Consider the following 17462-nt stretch of genomic DNA (forward strand, 5'->3'; position numbering starts at 1 on the left):
CATGACCTGGCTGAAACCCGTCACCCTGCAGGACAGCGCCGTCGCCCTGGCGCCGTTGAGCCACACGCATCGCGATGCGCTGGTGGACGCCGTGCGGGACGGTGAATTGTGGAAGCTCTGGTACACCGCCATACCGACGCCGGACGGCATGGCCGCCGAGATCGACCGTCGCCTTGGCTTGGCCGAGAAGGGCACGATGCTGCCCTTCACCGTGATCGACAAGGCCAATGGCGACAGGCCGGTGGGCATGACCACCTATATGAATGTCGATGCCGCCAACAAGCGCGTCGAGATCGGCTCGACCTGGTATCGCAAGAGCGTGCAGCGCTCGGCGCTGAACACCCGCGCCAAGCTGATGCTGCTGGCCCATGCCTTCGAGGAGCTGGGCTGCATCGCCGTCGAGTTCCGCACGCATTTCTTCAACCACCAGAGCCGCAAGGCGATCGAGCGGCTGGGCGCCAAGCAGGACGGCATCCTGCGCAATCACCAGGTGGCACCCAACGGCACGCTGCGCGACACCGTGGTCTACAGCATCCTGCCGGCCGAATGGCCGACAGTGAAGGCACATCTGCGCCATCGCCTGAACCTGTCCGGAGACCAGCCGGCGTGAGGCGGCGTGCGCTGGCCGGCCTGCTGCTTCTGCTGGCGACCGACATCGCCCAGGCCGAACCGCGCCACGGCCTGTCGGCCTTTGGCGACCTGAAATACCCGGCCAGTTTCCGGCATTTCGATTATGTGAATCCGGACGCGCCCAAGGGCGGCGAACTGCGCGGCTGGCAGCTCGACAGTTTCGACAATCTCAACCCCCTCATCCTCAAGGGTGTGAGCGCGCAGAATCTGGGCCTCAGCTTCCAGAGCCTGATGGTGCGCGCCATGGACGAGCCGGATGCCGTCTATGCCGATCTGGCCAGAAGCGCCGATCTGGCGCCGGATCGCTCTTCCGTCACCTTCCAGATCGACGAGCGCGCCCGCTGGCATGATGGCAGCCCGGTGATGGCGGAAGATGTGGTCTTTACCGTAGAGGCCACCAAGAAGGACGGCCATCCGCTCTATCAGCTCATCCTGCGCGATGTGGAAAGCGTGACCGCCGATAACCGGCGCAGCGTGACCTTCCGTTTCGCCGAGACGGAAAGCCGTCGCGACCTGCCGCTGATCGTCGCCACCCTGCCAATCCTGCCGAAAGCCTGGTTCAAGAGCCGCGAATTCGCGGCGCCCACCATCGAGCCGATCACGGGGTCGGGCCCCTACCGCATTTCCCGCGTGGATGCCGGCCGCAGCATCGTGTTCCAGCGGGTGGAGAACTGGTGGGCGAAAGACCTGCCGGTGCATCGCGGCCGCTACAACTTCGCCCATATCCGCGAGGATTATTACCGCGACCGCGATATCGCGGCGGAAGCCTTCTTCGCCGGCGAATACGATTACCGCGAGGAGGTGATCGCCCGCGTCTGGGCCACCGGATACCAGGGCAAGCCGCCCTTCGATCAGGGCCGCATCAAACGCGAGGTTCTGAAGGACGAAACGCCATCGGGCGTGCAGGCCTGGTTCCTCAACAGCCGCAAACCACACCTGAGCGATCCGCGCGTGCGTCAGGCACTGAACCTGGCCTACGACTATGAATGGGCCAACAAGACGCTGTTCTACAGCCTGTATAAACGCACGCGCTCGATGTTCGAGAATTCCGACCTGGCGGCCAGCGGCCTGCCCTCGGAGGCCGAACTCAAGCTGCTGGAGCCATACCGCGCCCAGGTGCCGCCGCAGGTCTTCACGGAAGAATTCCAGCCGCCGCGCACCGATGGCTCGGGCAACAACCGCGCCAACCTGAAACAGGCGCAGGAGCTGCTGCTGCAGGCCGGCTGGCGCATCGAGAACGGCAAGCTGGTGGATGCCCAAGGCAAGCCCTTCACCCTGGAATTCATGCTGTTCGAGCCCAGCTTCCAGCGCATCATCAATCCCTTCGCCCGCAACCTGGAACGCATCGGCATCACTGTCTCGATCCGCGTGGTGGACGTCTCCGCCTTTGAAAACCGCATGCGGAGCTTCGATTTCGACGTGATGTCGCGCCGCTTTGCCCAGCCGCTCACGCCCGGCATCGAGCAACGCAATTACTGGAGTTCACGCGCCGCCGACACCGTGGGCAGTTTCAACTTCTCGGGCGTGCGCGATCCGGCGGTGGACGATCTGGTGGAACACATCGTCTCGGCCAGGAACCGCGACGAGCTGCGCACCGCCACCCGCGCGCTGGACCGCGTGCTGATGTGGGGCTGGTATGTGATTCCGCACTGGTACAGCGGCACGGTGAAACTGGGCTACTGGGACCGCTTCGAGCGGCCGGCCGTAAAACCCGCCTATGATGTGGGCCTGATCGATACCTGGTGGATCGACCCGAAAAAAGACAGGGCATTGAATTTGCCGCGGCAGAGGTGAGAGACTGGCGCCATGCTTGCTTATATCATCCGCCGCCTGGCCCTGATCGTGCCGACCCTGCTTGGCATCATGATCATCAATTTCGCCGTGGTGCAGTTCGCGCCCGGCGGCCCGGTCGAGCAGGTGATCGCCCAGGTGACGGGCACGGCCGCCGATGTCACGGCGCGCGTCTCGGGCGCCACCGGCGGCGAAACCGGCCCCGGCGCCGGTGCCTTCGCCCAGGCGGCCGAAGGCAGCGCCAAGTATCGTGGCGCCCAGGGCCTGGACCCGGAATTCATCAAGCGGATCGAGAAGCAGTTCGGTTTCGACAAGCCAGCCCATGAACGTTTTTTCCTCATGCTGGGCCAGTATGTCCGCTTCGATTTCGGGGTGAGCTATTTCAAGGACCGCCCGGTGGTGGACCTGATCATCGAGAAACTGCCGGTTTCGATCTCGCTCGGCCTGTGGACCACGCTGATTGTCTACCTGATCTCGATCCCGCTGGGCATTGCCAAGGCCGTGCGCGACGGCAGCCGCTTTGACATCTGGACCTCGGCTGCCATCGTGGTGGGGTATGCCATCCCCGGCTTCCTGTTCGCCGTATTGCTGGTGGTGCTGTTCGCGGGGGGAAGCTTCGTGCAGTGGTTTCCCCTCCGTGGCCTGACCTCGGATAACTGGGACCAGCTTTCCTGGGGCGCCAAGGTGCTGGATTATTTCTGGCATCTGGCCCTGCCGGTGATCGCCATGGTGATCGGCGGATTTGCCGGCCTGGTGATGCTGACCAAGAATTCTTTCCTGGAAGAGATCAACAAGCTGTATGTGCTCACCGCCCGTGCCAAGGGCCTGAGCGAGCGGCGCGTGCTGTATGGCCATGTCTTCCGCAATGCCATGCTGATCGTGATCGCCGGGTTCCCTTCGGCTTTCATCGGCATCCTGTTCACCTCCTCCCTGCTGATCGAGGTGATCTTCTCGCTCGACGGCCTGGGCCTGCTCGGTTTCGAGGCGGCGCTGAAACGCGACTATCCGATCATGTTCGGCTCGCTGTTCATCTTCACCCTGCTGGGTCTGGTGGTGAACCTGATCTCCGACCTGATGTATGTTGTGGTCGACCCGCGCATCGATTTCGAGAGCCGGGAGGCCTGAACCGATGCAGCTCTCACCCATCAACGCCCGACGCTGGCGCAATTTCCGCGCCAATGGCCGTGGCTTCTGGTCGCTGTGGATTTTCGCGCTGCTGTTCGTGGTCAGCCTGTTCGCTGAACTCGCGGCCAACGATTCCCCTTTGCTGGTGAAATACGACGGCCAGCTCTATTTCCCGGTCTTCAAGGCCTATCCGGAAACCACGTTCGGCGGCGATTTCGAGACGGAAGCGAAATACCGCGATGCCTTCGTGCAGGAACTGATCGCCGAAAAGGATGGCTGGATGATCTGGCCGCCGATCCGTTACAGCTACCGCACCATCAATTACGACCTCGGTCGCCCGGCCCCGGCGCCTCCCAGCACGGAAAACTGGCTCGGCACCGACGACCAGGGCCGCGACGTGATGGCGCGGCTGATCTACGGCTTCCGCATCTCCGTGCTGTTCGGCCTGGTTCTGACCCTGCTCAGTTCGGTGATCGGCGTGATCGCCGGCGCGGTGCAGGGCTATTTCGGCGGCAAGACCGACCTGATCTTCCAGCGCTTCATCGAAATCTGGTCCGGCCTGCCGACCCTGTATCTGCTGATCATCCTGGCCAGCATCGTGCAGCCGAACTTCTGGTGGCTGCTGGGCATCATGCTGCTGTTCTCGTGGATGGCGCTGGTCGGCGTGGTGCGCGCGGAATTCCTGCGGGCGCGCAATTTCGGCTATGTGCGCGCCGCCCGCGCCTTGGGCGTATCCGACACAGCCATCATGCTGCGCCATCTGCTGCCCAACGCCATGGTGGCGACGCTGACCTTCATGCCTTTCATCCTGAATGGTTCGATCACCACGCTGACCGCGCTGGACTTCCTCGGCTTCGGCCTGCCGCCCGGCTCACCCTCGCTGGGCGAACTGCTGAGCCAGGGCAAGACCAACATCCAGGCGCCGTGGCTGGGCATCACGGCTTTTGCCGTTCTGGCGGTGATGCTCAGCCTGCTCATCTTCATCGGCGAGGCGGTTCGCGACGCCTTCGACCCGCGCAAGACCTTCCGGTGAGCGGCATGACCGAACAACAACCCCTCCTGCGGGTGAAAGACCTGAGCGTGCGCTTTGGCCGCGATGCCGATGCCGTGAAGCATGTGTCGTTCGACATCCATCGCGGCGAGACCCTGGCGCTGGTGGGCGAAAGCGGCTCGGGCAAATCGGTGACGGCTTTGTCGGTGTTGCAGCTGCTGCCTTATCCACTGGCCAGCCACCCTTCCGGCTCGATTGCCTTCCGCGGCGGCGAGGAACTGGTTGGCGCGACCGAGCCGGTGCTGCGCGACATCCGTGGCAACCGCATCGCCATGGTGTTCCAGGAACCGATGACTTCGCTCAACCCGCTGCACACCATCGAGCGGCAGATCAACGAGGTATTGTTCCTGCACAAGGGCCTGGACAAGGCTGCCGCGCGGGCCCGCACGCTGGACTTGCTGCGCCTGGTCGGCCTGCCTGAAGCCGAAAAACGCCTGAACGCCTACCCGCACCAGCTTTCCGGCGGCCAGCGGCAACGCGTGATGATCGCCATGGCGCTGGCCAACGAGCCCGATCTGCTGATCGCCGACGAACCGACCACCGCGCTGGATGTCACCATCCAGGCGCAGATCCTGAAACTGCTGAAAGACCTGCAAGCCCGGATGGGCATGGCGATCCTGCTGATCACCCACGACCTGAACATCGTGCGCAAGGTGGCCGATACCGTCTGCGTGATGACGAAGGGCGAGATCGTCGAGGCCGGGCCGACGGCAGAAATTTTCGCGGCACCGAAACATGCCTATACGAAAAAGCTGCTGGCCGCCGAGCCGAAAGGCAAGCCGCATATCGCGGATATCGATGCCCCGGTGGTGACCGAGGCCAAGGACGTGAAAGTCTGGTTCCCGATCACTGCCGGCCTGCTGCGGCGGACCATCGGCCATATCAAGGCAGTGGACGGCATTTCCCTGAGCATCCGCGCCGGCGAGACGCTGGGCGTGGTGGGCGAAAGTGGTTCGGGCAAGTCGACGCTCGCCTATGCCCTGCTGCGGTTGCAGAAAAGCGAAGGCAGCATCCGCTTCGACGGCCAGGAATTGCAGGGCCGCAGCTGGGCCGAGATGCGCCCGCTGCGACGCGCGATGCAGATCGTGTTCCAGGATCCGTTCGATTCCCTCTCGCCGCGCCTGAGCGTATTCCACATTGTGGAGGAGGGCCTGCGCGTGCACGGCATCGGCCGCGACGAGACGGATCGCCGCACGATGGTGGCCGAAGCCCTGGCCGAGGTTGGCCTCGATCCTGCCACCATGGACCGCTATCCGCATGAATTTTCCGGCGGCCAGCGCCAGCGTATCGCGATTGCCCGCGCCATGGTGCTGAAACCCCGCTTCGTGGTGCTGGACGAACCGACCTCGGCGCTGGATATGAGCGTACAGGCCCAGATCGTCGACCTGCTGCGCGATCTGCAGCAGAAACACCGCCTGGCCTATCTGTTCATCAGTCACGACCTGCGCGTGGTGCGCGCGCTGGCCGACCGCGTGATGGTGATGAAGGACGGCCACGTGGTCGAACAGGGCATGGCTACGCAGATATTCCAGGCGCCGCAGACCGACTACACCCGCGCCCTGATCGCCGCGGCTTTCGACGTGGCGGTAAGCCACAGTCATGCCGTGCGCACCTGACCGCAACCACCATGGCCCTGCTGATCTATTCGAAGAACCATCCGGTCGAGGACTGGGCCTCGGCCCTGAAAGCCGAAGCGCCGGACCTGGACATCCGCCTGCACCCACAGACCGGCAATCCCGCCGAGATAGACGTGGCCCTGGTGTGGAAGCCGCCGCCGGGCCTGCTGCAGACTTTTCCGAACCTGAAGCTGATCCAGAGCTTCGGCGCCGGGGTGGACGGCATCCTGGCCGATCCGAATATCCCGAAACATGTGCCGCTGGCCCGCGTCGTGGACGGTCGCCTGACCCAGGGCATGAGCGAATACGTGCTGCTGCATGTGCTGCGCTTCCATCGCCAGGTTGACACCATGGCCAACAACCAGCGCAACCGCACCTGGCGCTGGCTGCCCCCGGTGGATGCCTCGGAGCGCGTCATCGGCATCATGGGCATGGGCACGCTGGGCGGCCATGTCGCCAGGAAACTGGTCGATTTCGGCTTTCAGGTGGCGAGCTGGAGCCGCAGCCTGAAAGCCGTGGATGGCGTCACCAGTTTCCACGGCGATGACCATCTGGAAGGTTTCCTGCGCATCTGCAACGTTCTGGTCTGCCTGCTGCCGCTCACACCGCAGACCAAAGGCATCATCAACCGCCGCACCCTGTCGCTGCTGCCGCGTGGGACTTATGTGATCAATGCCGGGCGTGGCGGCCATGTGGTGGAGGCCGATCTGCTGCACGCCCTGGACAGCGAATGGCTGTCGGGCGCCACGCTGGACGTATTCAACGAGGAACCGCTGCGGCCCGACCACCCGTTCTGGACCCATCCGAAGATCACGGTGACACCGCATAACGCGGCCGACAGCATCCCGGCCCATGTGGCGCCGCAGATCGTCGACAATATCCGCCGCCTGCGGCAGGGCCTACCGATCCTGCGTCTGGTGGACTACGCGCGCGGCTACTGACGCAGACCGCGCCTCCTTCAGAGGTCGAGCTGGCGGCCGCCGATATTCAGCAGATTGGAATTGGTGGATGCCTGCTCCTCGGGAGAGGACGCCCGGGTTGCATGCTCATCGGCCCAGCGGCGCATCGCGGTGATTTCGGTCTGCCTCATCTTGGCAAGCGGCACAATCCGCTCCAGCGCCGTTTCCAGATCGGTCATCGACAGGTCGGTTTCCGTGCCATCGTGCCGTCGGCGCTGGAAGGCGGCAATCAGGGCTTCGTTGACCCAGGAGTTGATCTCTGCACCGGTCAGCGCGACATCCGCGCCGAAGCGCTCCGGACCGGACATGGCAGCCAGCCGGTCGAGATCGAACGACGCCGGATCGCGGCCGCCGCGGCGAATGTGAATCTCGATGATCTCGCGCCGCTCCTCCTGGTTCGGCAGATCGACGAAAAAGATCTCGTCGAAGCGGCCCTTACGCAGCGCCTCGGGCGGCAGATATTCGATCGCATTGGCCGTCGCAAAGACAAAAACCGGCGATTCCTTCTCCTGCAGCCAGGTCAGAAACGTGGCCAGCACGCGCAGCGAGGTGCCGCTGTCGCCGACATAGCCATGGGTTCGCGGCAGGCCCTTTTCGATTTCGTCGATCCACAGAACGCAGGGCGCCACGGCCTCGCAGACCTGGATCGCCTCGCGCATGCGGTTCTCCGACGAGCCCACCAGCGACGAGAAGACCTTGCCCATATCCAGATGGATCAGCGGCAGCTTCCAGGTCGCGGCCACGCTCTTGGCCGACAAGGACTTGCCGCAACCCGGCACACCGGTGACGAGAACACCTTTCGGCGCGGCGATACCGAACGAACGACCTTCCGACGAGAAGGCCGCCTCCCGACGGGTCAACCACAGCTTCAGTTGATCAAGGCCGCCGACGTCATCAAGGGACAGCGTACGTGCATCGATGTATTCCAGAATCCCGCTCTTGCGCACGATCTGCTGCTTCTGCAGGAAGATGGACTGGACATCATGGTCGTCGAATTTCATGTCATCGACGATGGCTTTCGACAGGCAATTGCCGATCTCGGCCATCGTCAGTCCGATGGCGGAATCGACCATGCGGGTGACCAGCGCGGGATCGGGATCGACTTCGAAAGCGCGGTTCGGTTTCAGCCTGGCGACCAGGCCAGAGACATGGGCCTCGATCTCCGCCCGGCTCGGCAGCGGCAGGTCGATGATGGTGATTTCCTTTTCCAGTTCCTCCGGAATCGCGTTGCTCTGCGAAATCACCAGGCAGTTGGCGTGATAGCTGCGAGAGCGGATCGCCACCACCAGATCGCGCAGCTTGCGACGATAGATCGGATTGGCGGCCGGCTGGGACAGGTATGGATAGGGATCGAGGAAAACGAAAAGATAGCCGCCCTTGTGACGGTCCTTGTGCACGACCATGCGCTCGAACAATTCCAGCGCGGATGCCAAGTCACTCAGCGCCGCCTGCGCGGCCGCCGGAAAGGGGCCTTCGACCTTGCCGACCAGGTCGTGACGGTCTATCGGCGAACCGTCGACATTGTGAACGCCGCGGCTGGCGCTCCAGATGATCAATTTCTTGTTCAGTTCCGTCGCGATGGCCCCCAGGGCGGCGAGCGCCCGGTCTTCCTCATGGGTTGCGATCTGCACCAGCGGATAACGAGCCCGGATCAGCATTCGCAATTCGGCGGCAAAATCGTTCAGATCACGCAGCATTTCGTCATCCCCGGGACGGCGGTCCGACCAGACCATGTCCTGCAAGACTGACCGATGGCGTGGCCGGCGGCAATGATCCTGATGGCTGGGCGACCCCGCACATGCCAAGCCAATTGCCAATCAGGCGGTCAACGGTTCCCGGATGGTTCGCCCGTGCGGCCTGCCCAGGCGGGCTTGCCTAGGCGGGCTTGCCTAGGCGGGTCTGGCTGACAAACCCGGCCCAGGGGGCCAGATCCGATCTTTTTGCCACAACCGGATGCCGATCCCGACCGCCAGCATGCCCTGCGCCGGGATAGCCGCGACAATCTGCCCTGCGGCAATCTGCCGGGTGGCCTTCGCCCCTTCTGGCCATCATTTTCTGCTCCGCCTCCCTTTCGAGACGACACAAAAAAAGAGACCGCCATGACCGATATTGCCGCCGACGACCTGCTTGTGGCCGACGACGAAGCCGCCATTCCGCCCGAGGGTTTTGCCGCCAACGAGCGTCAGCCCCAGGCCATGAAGGCAACCCTGTTTTTCGTCAATATCCTGCTGCTGATCGGCGTGCTGGCTTTTGCCTGGACGCCTGCGGTGATCTTCTGGGTCGCGCTGGCGTTGGCTCCGATCACGCTGGCGGCGATTCTCGCCATCACGCTGGGATGGTGGATGTGAGCGGTACGCCGCTCACTCCCATTTACGGAATACGTCGACGAATTTTTCCTCGCCGCAGGCGATGAAATAACCACGCAGCACGCAGTTTTCAGACTCGCCGAGCCGCTGCCGGACGGCCTTAAGTGCCGGCAGCATTTCCTTGGCGAGCTGCTTGTCGCGGAAACGCATCACCTCGCCCTGCGTGCGGGCACCGTCATAGATCACGCCCAGGCTTTCTTCCGAATTGATCTCGGGCCGCCGCTTCTGGAAGGTGTTGAGGCTTTTCAGGCCGCCGGTCTTCTGGATGAACTGCTGGAAATTGCTCAACGAGCTATGCCGCTGATCCGGCGCAGTCTCCTTTTCCTGACATCCGGCCAGAGCGATGGCGGCAAACGACACCGCAAGGATGCCGGACAGGCGTGCGCGACGCATGGAATTCTTCCCCTCGTTTTCCGGTTTCCCCTTCTGCGGGGCCCGGGTCGACCATGGCTTTCCTTAAAAACCGGACTTCTAAAGAAAGCTATAAGGATCAACATCTACCGCGCGTTTTACAGCCGATGGTAGTTTTATACTTGAAATCCATTCCCGTAGAACGTTTGGCACATCGATCTCCCGCGCCGCCTTGAGCAGCAACCGTTCGCGAAAGCGGCCGCGCAGGTAATGCAGGGGCGCCGGGGCTGGGCCCAACACCGTCAATCCCGGCCCACGCGGCGCGGCGCGGGCCAGATCGCGGGCCGCCTGCTGTACCTGGGCCTGGTCGGTACCGCTCAGGATGATGGCCGCCAGCCGGCCGAAAGGCGGCATGCCGGCGCGCTGCCGTTCGGCCATCTCGGCCGCGATGAAACCGGCATTGTCGTGCCGGCTCAATGCCGCGATCACCGGATGTTCGGGCAGGAAACTCTGCAGCAATACGCGGCCGGGATGGTCGGCGCGACCGGCGCGGCCGGAAACCTGGGTGAGCAACTGATGCGTGCGCTCGGCGGCGCGTGGATCGCCACCGGCCAGTCCCAGATCGGCATCGATCACGCCCACCAGCGTCAGCAGCGGAAAATGATGACCCTTGGCCACGATCTGGGTGCCCACGAGAATGTCGATCTCGCGGTTTTCCATACGCGTCAGCATCTCGCCGATCTGCTGTGGCGAATTGGCAGTATCGGAGGCCATCACCGCCAGCCGCGCCTCGGCGAACAGCATGGCCGCTTCCTCGGCCAGCCGCTCCACGCCGGGGCCACAGGCCTTGAAACGATCCTCGGCACCGCAGGACGGGCAGGCATCAGGCAGGCGCTGCTGATGGCCGCAGTGATGGCATTGCAAACGGCCGTGGCGTTTGTGCTCCACCAGCCAGGCGGCACAGTTCGGACATTGCAGGCGATGGCCGCAGGCGCCGCACAGCGTGAGCGGTGCATAACCGCGGCGATTGAGAAACAGCATCGCCTGCTCGCCGTTTTCCACGGTTTCACGGATCGCCGTCTGCAGCGGCGCACTGATGAAGCGCTGGGCCGGCAGGCGTTCCTTGCGCAGATCAACGATATCGATACGCGGCAGCGTGGCGGCACCATGGCGCTCGGGCAGCACCGCATGGGCATACCGCCGGCGCGAGACATTATGCAGGCTTTCCAGCGACGGCGTCGCCGAAGCGAGAATGACGGCGATGCCTTCTAGCTTGGCGCGCACCACCGCCATGTCGCGCGCATTGTAGATCACGCCCTCTTCCTGCTTGTAGGAAGCGTCATGCTCCTCGTCGACCACCACAAGGCCGAGATCGGCATAGGGCAGGAAAAGCGCCGACCGCGCGCCGATCACCACTTTCGCCTCGCCATGGCCGATGGCGCGCAGGGTGGCGGCGCGACGGCCTTCGGCCATTTCCGAATGCCAGGCCCAGGCCGGCGCGCCGAACCGCTGTTCGAAACGGTCCAGCGACTGCTGGGTCAGCGCGATCTCGGGCAGCAGCACCAGCACCTGCCGGCCGGCCTTGAGCGCCTCGGCCACCGCCTCGTAATAAACTTCGGTCTTGCCCGCGCCGGTCACGCCTTCCAGCAATGTGACCGAGAAATCCCGTGCCGCCACCGCCGCGCGTAATCCGGCGGCGGCCTCGGCCTGAGTGGCATTCAGCGCGCGCCCGTCGCGGCGCCAGTCGGGTGGCGGCGGCGGCCGGAAGGCCGGCACCTGGTCGGCCTGCAATGCTCCCAGCTCGACCAGTTTGCGCACCACAGCCACCGACACGGCGGCGGCCTCGGCCAGTTCGGTAGGACTCAAGCCCGGCCGTTCGGCCGCGATCTGCAAAACACGGTCGCGCTGCGCACTGGTCCGCATCTCGATGGCCTTGCCGGGCCGCAGAATCTGCCGCATCGGCGGCGGCTCGACCAGGGCACGCGGCTCGGGCAGGCACATCTTCAGCACGGCACCCGTCGGATTGAGCGTATAGCCCGCCACCCAGTCGACCAGTTTGCGCAGGGCCGGCGATATCGGCGGCGCATCGCACCGGCGCAGCACCGCCTTCACCTTGGCCGGCGGCAGCGGCTCAGGATTACCATCCCAGACCACACCCAGCGAAACGCGGTTGCCGATCGGCACCTCCACGATGTCGCCCGGTACCAGCGGCCCCGCTTCTCCGGTGCGATAGGTGAAGGGTTCGGCCAGCGGCAGGGGCAGCAGAACGCGGATTTGATCGGACGGCGTCAAGGAATGGGTTCCGGTGGATCAGCCCGGTCTGGCTGGAAGCACTTGGCCGGGTCGGGTATTGTTAACCAAACGACATATACCATCGGGGCCGATTCGGGCAGGCCGGCGCCGCCCATGGAGTTTAGGACATGAAATTTTTCGTCGATACCGCCGATGTGGCCGAGATTGCCGACCTGAACGACAGCGGTCTGCTGGACGGCGTGACGACCAATCCCTCGCTGGTGGCCAAGACCGGCCGGGATTTCGTCACCACCGTGAAGGAAATCTGCAAGATCGTGAAGGGGCCGGTTTCGGCCGAGGTCGCCGCCACCGATCACGCCACCATGCTGGCCGAGGGCCGCAAGCTGGCCGCGCTGGCAACCAATGTGGCCGTGAAAGTGCCGCTGACGCTGGACGGCCTGAAGACCTGCAAGGCGCTGTCGGACGACGGCATCATGGTGAATGTCACGCTGTGCTTCTCGCCCGCCCAGGCGATCCTGGCCGCCAAGGCCGGCGCGGCTTTCGTCTCGCCCTTCGTGGGGCGGCTGGACGATGTGGGCCATGACGGCATGGCGCTGATCGCCGATATCGTGCGCATCTACACCAACTACCCCGATTTCCAGACCGAGGTGCTGGTCGCCTCGATCCGCCATCCCATGCATGTGGTGGAAGCCGCCAAGCTGGGCGCCGATGTCTGCACCGTGCCGCCGGCCGTGCTGCGCTCGCTGGTCAAGCATCCACTGACCGACAAGGGCCTGGATGCCTTCCTCGCCGACTGGAAGAAAACCGGTCAGTCGATCCTGGGCAACGACAAGTAACGCGGGGCGCGACGACGATGGCCGATGGCATCACCGCTCCCGCCGCCAGCATCACCGGCCTCGATGAAACCGAGGTCATCGCGTGGCTGAAGCAGCATCCCGATCTGCTGACCCGCCATCCCGATCTGTGCGAAGTTTTGCTGCCACCGGCCCAGCCGCATAGCGGCAACAATGTGGTCGACCTGCAGCGCTTCATGGTGCAGAAGCTGCAGGGCGAACTGACCCGCATCTCGCATGTCGGCTCGGAATTGCTGGATGCCAGCCGGCAGAATCTGTCGGCCACCCAGCGTGTGCACGCTGCCGTGCTGATGCTGCTGGAAGCCGGCAGCTTCGAGCATATGGTGCATATGGCGACCCAGGACTGGACCGATCTGCTGGAAGTCGACGTGATCAGTCTCTGCGTCGAGGGCGACCCTGAACGCATGAAGGATATCGCCACCGGCGGCGTCTTCGTGCTGCCCAACGGCGCCATCGATACCTTGCTGGGTGCCCTGCCCGCCATCGCACGCGACAAATGCGAAGCGGCCGACTGGATATACGGCCCCGCCGCCGGCTTGGTGCGTTCGGATGCGCTGGCGCGGCTGGATTTCGGCCCGACCTCGCCGGCTGCCATGCTGGCCCTGGGCTCGCGCGAGCCCGACAAGTTCCAGCCCAGCCAGGGCACGGAGCTGCTGCAATTCCTTGCCGGCGTGCTCGGCCGCTCGGTGCGCTCATGGCTCGACCTGCCGCAGCCGTAATCGCCGACGAGGAGCGGCTGCCGTTTTTTCTCGCGGCCGATGATGCGAAAGCCGCGGCCGAAAACTGGTATCGCTGGCTGGCCAAGGAAAAGCGTTTCTCGCGCCACACCCTGCGCGCCTATGGCCAGGACCTGGCCGGTTTCTTCGCATTCTTAAGCGAGCATCTGGGTGGCGCGGCTTCGCTGGAGGACCTGCGCGGCCTGCGGCTCAGCGATTTCCGCGCCTATTCCAGCCATCGCCGCAAGGACGGATTGGAAGCCACATCGCTGGCGCGCAATTTAAGCGCCGTGCGCAGCTTCTTCCGCCGCCTGCAACGCGACGGCCAGGTGGACACCGCCGCCATCAGTCTGCTGCGCAGCCCCAAACGCCCCCATAGCGTGCCCAAGCCTTTGAGCGTGCCGGCGGCGCAGGAGATGATCGACACGGCAGAGGATTTCGCCACCGAGCCCTGGCTGCAGGCGCGCGACGCGGCGATCCTGACGCTGCTGTGGGGTGCCGGCCTGCGCCTGGGTGAAGCGCTGGGCCTGAACGGCGGCGATGTTCCAAAAGGCGACAGCCTGACCGTGACCGGCAAGGGCAACAAGCAGCGCCTGGTGCCGATCCTGCCCGTGGTGCGGCAGGCAATCGCCGAATATGTGAAACTCTGCCCCTGGCCGATTGCTTCCGGCACGCCGCTCTTCTACGGCGCGCGCGGCAAGCGGCTGGACCCTGCCATCGTGCAGAAGGCCATGCGCAATGCCCGCCGCGCCCTGAACCTGCCCGAGACGGCAACACCTCATGCCCTGCGGCATTCCTTCGCCACGCATCTGCTGGCGGCCGGCGGCGACCTGCGCACCATCCAGGAATTGCTGGGCCATGCCTCGCTGGCCACCACCCAGCGCTATACCGAGGTGGATGCCGAGGCCCTGCTGCGCGTTTATGGCGGCGCGCATCCGCGCGCGCGCGCCGGAGCGTAGCCCCCGTCCCTGCCCTGCCGTTGCCACAATCGCCGGCCAGCCTATGCTTACTGGCAGGCAGACATGAAATCCCGACGCATAACCCGCTTCATCCTGGCCGCATTCACGGCCCTGATCGCGATGCCGCTGATGGCCAGCGGCGTCAGCATCGCCACGGCCGAGCGCAAACACTGGTCGACCAGCCGCTGGGATTCCGCCGGTCTGGCGCCCGATCCGCTGTCGGTGACGGATGCCGTGGTGCAGGTCTATGCCGCCCGGGTCTGGGGCTGGCGCGGGGCTTTCGCGGTCCATACCTGGCTGGTGGTGAAACCGGCGGGCGCGGCAGGCTATACCCGCTATGAAGTGGTCGGCTGGGGCGGTTCACCGGTGCGGGTCAGCCAGCGGGTGCCCGACGGCTATTGGGCCGGCAATCCTCCGGAACTGCTGCATGACCTGCGCGGAGCGGAAGCCGCCGCCGCCATTCCGCTGCTGATCGCCACCGCCGAACGATATCCCTACCGCGACGGCTATGTGATCTGGCCGGGGCCGAATTCGAACAGCTTCATCGCCTATCTGGCCCGCGAGGTTCCCGAACTGGGCCTGGAACTGCCGCCGACGGCCGTGGGCAAGGACTGGATCGGCACCGACCGTCTGTTTGCGCCCGCTCCCAGCGGTACCGGCTGGCAGGTTTCGCTGTTCGGCCTGGCCGGCATCACGGCCGCGGCGCGCGAGGGGCTGGAGTTGAATCTGCTGGGCCTGACCATCGGAGTCGATTTCCTGCGGCCTGCCCTGAAGCTGCCCGGCCTGGGGCGGTTGGGCCTGCCGGCCGGTAATGGTTCGCCGGTGGAAGAAACTGCTGGTTGATCTGATTTCTCGCTGAACTCGGCAGTTTTTTTCTCAAATGGAATGCTACACTTGCAGGCGGCGCCGGAACCCTGGGACGCCAAACAGCCACCAGTGTGGGATGTCCATCGTGATCTGCAGACTGCCATGACCGATCTGAAGCCGATTGCCGAAAGGGATCAGGCTTCGCCGCGGCCGGCCGTCCTGGCACCGGAGCGGGTGGGGATCGGCCTGCGGCCGCCGCATCATCGCGACCTGCTCGACCATCGCCCTGCTGTCGGCTGGCTGGATATCCATGCCGAAACCTATATGGGCGGCGGGGCGGCACGACATTACCTGGAACAGGCCCGCGCCCACTGGTCGGTGACCGTGCAGGGCATCGGCCTGGGCCTGGGCGGCAGCGAGCTGCCCGACCATGACCATCTGGAGCGTCTGGCCCGGCTGGTCGACTGGCTGGAGCCGGCGCAGGTTTCCGAACATCTGGCCTGGACCGGCATCGACGGCCGCTATTACAACGACCGCCTGCCCCTGCCTTACACGCTGGAAAGCCTGGAGACCTGCCGGCGCAATGTCGACATCGTGCAGAGCCGGCTGAACCGCCCGATCCTGATGGCCAATCCCGCCACCTATCTGCGCTTCCGCGACAGCCAGATCGCCGAGGCGGAGTTCCTGACCCGCCTGAGCCAGCAAAGCGGCTGCGGCATCCTCTGCGATGTGAACAACCTTTATGTTTCCAGCGTGAACCATGTCGGCCGCGAGGCCGCGCCAGCGGTAGCCGAGGCCTATCTCGACAGCCTGCCAGCCACAGCGGTGCACCAGATCCGCCTGGCCGGCCACAGCGAGATCCAGGCCGACGACCGGCCACTGCTGATCGACGATCATGGCGCGCTGGTGGCCGAACCGGTCTGGCGTCTCTATGCCAGCGCGGTGCAGCGTTTCCCGTATGCGGCCACCCTGCTGGAATGGGACAGCAACCTGCCACCACTGGATCATCTGGTGGCCGAGGCCCGCCATGCCGAGCGCCAGCGCGCCGCGGCCCTGCGCCCCAGCAACGCAACCGATCCCGACACCCTCGAGACGGATGATGAGCGCGCAGCTTGATCTGCAACGGGAATTCGCCGAGGCGCTGACCGGCTCGCTTTGCACCATCGCCGAAAAGGTGATCGGTGATGCGATCCCGGCCGAAGGCCGCCTGCAGATCTATGCCAATCGCTTCCGCGCCGGATTGCTGGATGCCATCGCCGCCACGTTTCCCGTCACCCGCGCGCTGGTGGGCGAGGCCTTCTTCGCCCAGACGGCGCGCGACTACCTGATCTACGATCCGCCGCGCTCACCGATCCTGCATCTTTACGGCGCGGGCTTTCCGACCTTCCTCGCCGCCCTGCCCGATCTGGCCGGCCATCATTACCTGCCCGACATCGCCGCCTTCGAATGGGCGCTGAACATCGCCGAGCATGCCGAGGATGCCACGTTGTTGCGCCCTGAAGACCTGCCCGACACGGATGCCACGGCGCAACTGGTGCTGCCGCTGCATCCTTCGGCCCAACGGCTTTCCACGCCATTCCCGGTCAGCGAGATATGGCAGGTGCACCAGCCGGAAGCCCCCTTTGTCGACCGTATCCAACTGGCCGGCAGCAGCGAACGCCTGCTGGTCTGGCGGCGCGACATCACCGTGCAATGGCGCAAGCTGGATCATGGCGAGGATCGTTTCCTGGCCGAGATTGCCGGCGGCGCCTCGCTCGGGCTTGCCGCGCTGGCCGCCGCCAGCGGCAGCGATTTCGACTTCCCCGCCAGTTTCAGCTGGATGCTGGATGGCGGCGTGTTCGCCCGCCCCGAGGCCCTCGCCTGGTCCAGCCAGGTATAGGCCGCGGCCAGCATCGCCTCTACGCCGGTGCGCAGCGTGGGGTGCAAAACGGGGGCATAGAAAGGCGAGTGGTTGACCGGCATCGCACCCGGATCGTCGCCGTTC

At 64.8% G+C, this 17462-nt stretch carries 16 protein-coding genes; 13 read left to right on the plus strand and 3 right to left on the minus strand.

Going from position 1 to position 17462, the window contains the following annotated elements:
• The first annotated feature begins 1 nt into the window (after position 1).
• Genes ACE3OO_RS04665 through ACE3OO_RS04690 form a run of 6 tightly spaced genes read left to right on the plus strand, consistent with a single transcriptional unit; the run spans position 2 to position 7154 of the window.
• Positions 2 to 610 (plus strand): GNAT family N-acetyltransferase, encoded by a 609-nt coding sequence (locus ACE3OO_RS04665; RefSeq protein WP_374300231.1) that lies wholly within the window; start codon positions 2 to 4, stop codon positions 608 to 610.
• Complete coding sequence (locus ACE3OO_RS04670; protein WP_374300233.1) at positions 607 to 2424, plus strand: extracellular solute-binding protein; 1818 nt, start codon at positions 607 to 609, stop codon at positions 2422 to 2424. The genes ACE3OO_RS04665 and ACE3OO_RS04670 overlap by 4 nt, the downstream gene beginning before the upstream one ends.
• Positions 2425 to 2436: 12 nt before the next feature.
• Positions 2437 to 3546, plus strand: coding sequence for a microcin C ABC transporter permease YejB (locus ACE3OO_RS04675; protein ID WP_374300236.1), 1110 nt, complete (start codon positions 2437 to 2439; stop codon positions 3544 to 3546).
• A 4-nt stretch (positions 3547 to 3550) separates the two neighbouring features.
• Positions 3551 to 4579: an ABC transporter permease gene (locus ACE3OO_RS04680; RefSeq protein WP_374300238.1), complete on the plus strand. Its 1029-nt coding sequence runs from the start codon at positions 3551 to 3553 to the stop codon at positions 4577 to 4579.
• A 5-nt stretch (positions 4580 to 4584) separates the two neighbouring features.
• Positions 4585 to 6213, plus strand: a complete 1629-nt coding sequence (locus tag ACE3OO_RS04685; RefSeq protein ID WP_374300241.1) for an ABC transporter ATP-binding protein — start codon at positions 4585 to 4587, stop codon at positions 6211 to 6213.
• 11 nt (positions 6214 to 6224) lie between these two features.
• Positions 6225 to 7154, plus strand: a complete 930-nt coding sequence (locus ACE3OO_RS04690; protein ID WP_374300244.1) for a 2-hydroxyacid dehydrogenase — start codon at positions 6225 to 6227, stop codon at positions 7152 to 7154.
• Between the two features lie 17 nt (positions 7155 to 7171).
• Here the strand turns inward: ACE3OO_RS04690 and ACE3OO_RS04695 are convergent, their stop codons facing one another.
• The gene (locus ACE3OO_RS04695) at positions 7172 to 8869 is read right to left on the minus strand and encodes an AAA family ATPase (protein ID WP_374300246.1); all 1698 of its coding nucleotides are present in this window, start codon (positions 8867 to 8869) and stop codon (positions 7172 to 7174) included.
• 402 nt (positions 8870 to 9271) lie between these two features.
• On the opposite strand from ACE3OO_RS04695, the gene ACE3OO_RS04700 reads away from it, so the two are divergent.
• Positions 9272 to 9520: a hypothetical protein gene (locus tag ACE3OO_RS04700; RefSeq protein WP_374300248.1), complete on the plus strand. Its 249-nt coding sequence runs from the start codon at positions 9272 to 9274 to the stop codon at positions 9518 to 9520.
• A 12-nt stretch (positions 9521 to 9532) separates the two neighbouring features.
• Here ACE3OO_RS04700 and ACE3OO_RS04705 read toward each other — a convergent pair whose 3' ends face one another.
• Together ACE3OO_RS04705 and ACE3OO_RS04710 are read right to left on the minus strand one after the other, a co-directional pair.
• Positions 9533 to 9931 (minus strand): hypothetical protein, encoded by a 399-nt coding sequence (locus ACE3OO_RS04705; protein WP_374300250.1) that lies wholly within the window; start codon positions 9929 to 9931, stop codon positions 9533 to 9535.
• A gap of 78 nt (positions 9932 to 10009) precedes the next feature.
• Positions 10010 to 12181: a primosomal protein N' gene (locus tag ACE3OO_RS04710; protein WP_374300252.1), complete on the minus strand. Its 2172-nt coding sequence runs from the start codon at positions 12179 to 12181 to the stop codon at positions 10010 to 10012.
• 128 nt (positions 12182 to 12309) lie between these two features.
• On the opposite strand from ACE3OO_RS04710, the gene fsa reads away from it, so the two are divergent.
• From fsa to ACE3OO_RS04740, 6 genes are all read left to right on the plus strand, one after another.
• On the plus strand, positions 12310 to 12978 hold the full coding sequence (fsa, locus tag ACE3OO_RS04715) for a fructose-6-phosphate aldolase (RefSeq protein ID WP_374300254.1): 669 nt from the start codon (positions 12310 to 12312) through the stop codon (positions 12976 to 12978).
• 17 nt (positions 12979 to 12995) lie between these two features.
• Positions 12996 to 13715: a DUF484 family protein gene (locus tag ACE3OO_RS04720; protein WP_374300256.1), complete on the plus strand. Its 720-nt coding sequence runs from the start codon at positions 12996 to 12998 to the stop codon at positions 13713 to 13715.
• Positions 13691 to 14671, plus strand: coding sequence for a tyrosine recombinase XerC (locus ACE3OO_RS04725; protein WP_374300258.1), 981 nt, complete (start codon positions 13691 to 13693; stop codon positions 14669 to 14671). The genes ACE3OO_RS04720 and ACE3OO_RS04725 overlap by 25 nt, the downstream gene beginning before the upstream one ends.
• Before the next feature lie 63 nt (positions 14672 to 14734).
• The gene (locus tag ACE3OO_RS04730) at positions 14735 to 15514 is read left to right on the plus strand and encodes a DUF3750 domain-containing protein (protein WP_374300260.1); all 780 of its coding nucleotides are present in this window, start codon (positions 14735 to 14737) and stop codon (positions 15512 to 15514) included.
• A gap of 126 nt (positions 15515 to 15640) precedes the next feature.
• Positions 15641 to 16594, plus strand: a complete 954-nt coding sequence (locus ACE3OO_RS04735; RefSeq protein WP_374300262.1) for a DUF692 domain-containing protein — start codon at positions 15641 to 15643, stop codon at positions 16592 to 16594.
• Positions 16578 to 17357 carry a putative DNA-binding domain-containing protein gene (locus ACE3OO_RS04740; RefSeq protein ID WP_374300264.1) on the plus strand — a complete coding sequence of 260 codons (780 nt, stop codon included), beginning with the start codon at positions 16578 to 16580 and terminating at the stop codon, positions 17355 to 17357. Before ACE3OO_RS04735 ends, ACE3OO_RS04740 begins: the two co-directional genes overlap by 17 nt.
• Positions 17358 to 17462 lie beyond the last annotated feature (105 nt).

The sequence above is a fragment of the Ferrovibrio sp. genome (assembly GCF_041906005.1).
Classification (GTDB): domain Bacteria; phylum Pseudomonadota; class Alphaproteobacteria; order Ferrovibrionales; family Ferrovibrionaceae; genus Ferrovibrio.

Coding starts and splice junctions, on each gene's coding strand:
- ACE3OO_RS04665 (WP_374300231.1), top strand. CDS start 2: ATGACCTGGCTGAAACCCGTCACCCTGCAGGACAGCGCCGTCGCCCTG.
- ACE3OO_RS04675 (WP_374300236.1), top strand. CDS start 2,437: ATGCTTGCTTATATCATCCGCCGCCTGGCCCTGATCGTGCCGACCCTG.
- ACE3OO_RS04680 (WP_374300238.1), top strand. CDS start 3,551: ATGCAGCTCTCACCCATCAACGCCCGACGCTGGCGCAATTTCCGCGCC.
- ACE3OO_RS04685 (WP_374300241.1), top strand. CDS start 4,585: ATGACCGAACAACAACCCCTCCTGCGGGTGAAAGACCTGAGCGTGCGC.
- ACE3OO_RS04690 (WP_374300244.1), top strand. CDS start 6,225: ATGGCCCTGCTGATCTATTCGAAGAACCATCCGGTCGAGGACTGGGCC.
- ACE3OO_RS04695 (WP_374300246.1), bottom strand. CDS start 8,869: ATGCTGCGTGATCTGAACGATTTTGCCGCCGAATTGCGAATGCTGATC.
- ACE3OO_RS04700 (WP_374300248.1), top strand. CDS start 9,272: ATGACCGATATTGCCGCCGACGACCTGCTTGTGGCCGACGACGAAGCC.
- ACE3OO_RS04705 (WP_374300250.1), bottom strand. CDS start 9,931: ATGCGTCGCGCACGCCTGTCCGGCATCCTTGCGGTGTCGTTTGCCGCC.
- fsa (WP_374300254.1), top strand. CDS start 12,310: ATGAAATTTTTCGTCGATACCGCCGATGTGGCCGAGATTGCCGACCTG.
- ACE3OO_RS04720 (WP_374300256.1), top strand. CDS start 12,996: ATGGCCGATGGCATCACCGCTCCCGCCGCCAGCATCACCGGCCTCGAT.
- ACE3OO_RS04725 (WP_374300258.1), top strand. CDS start 13,691: ATGGCTCGACCTGCCGCAGCCGTAATCGCCGACGAGGAGCGGCTGCCG.
- ACE3OO_RS04730 (WP_374300260.1), top strand. CDS start 14,735: ATGAAATCCCGACGCATAACCCGCTTCATCCTGGCCGCATTCACGGCC.
- ACE3OO_RS04735 (WP_374300262.1), top strand. CDS start 15,641: ATGACCGATCTGAAGCCGATTGCCGAAAGGGATCAGGCTTCGCCGCGG.
- ACE3OO_RS04740 (WP_374300264.1), top strand. CDS start 16,578: ATGAGCGCGCAGCTTGATCTGCAACGGGAATTCGCCGAGGCGCTGACC.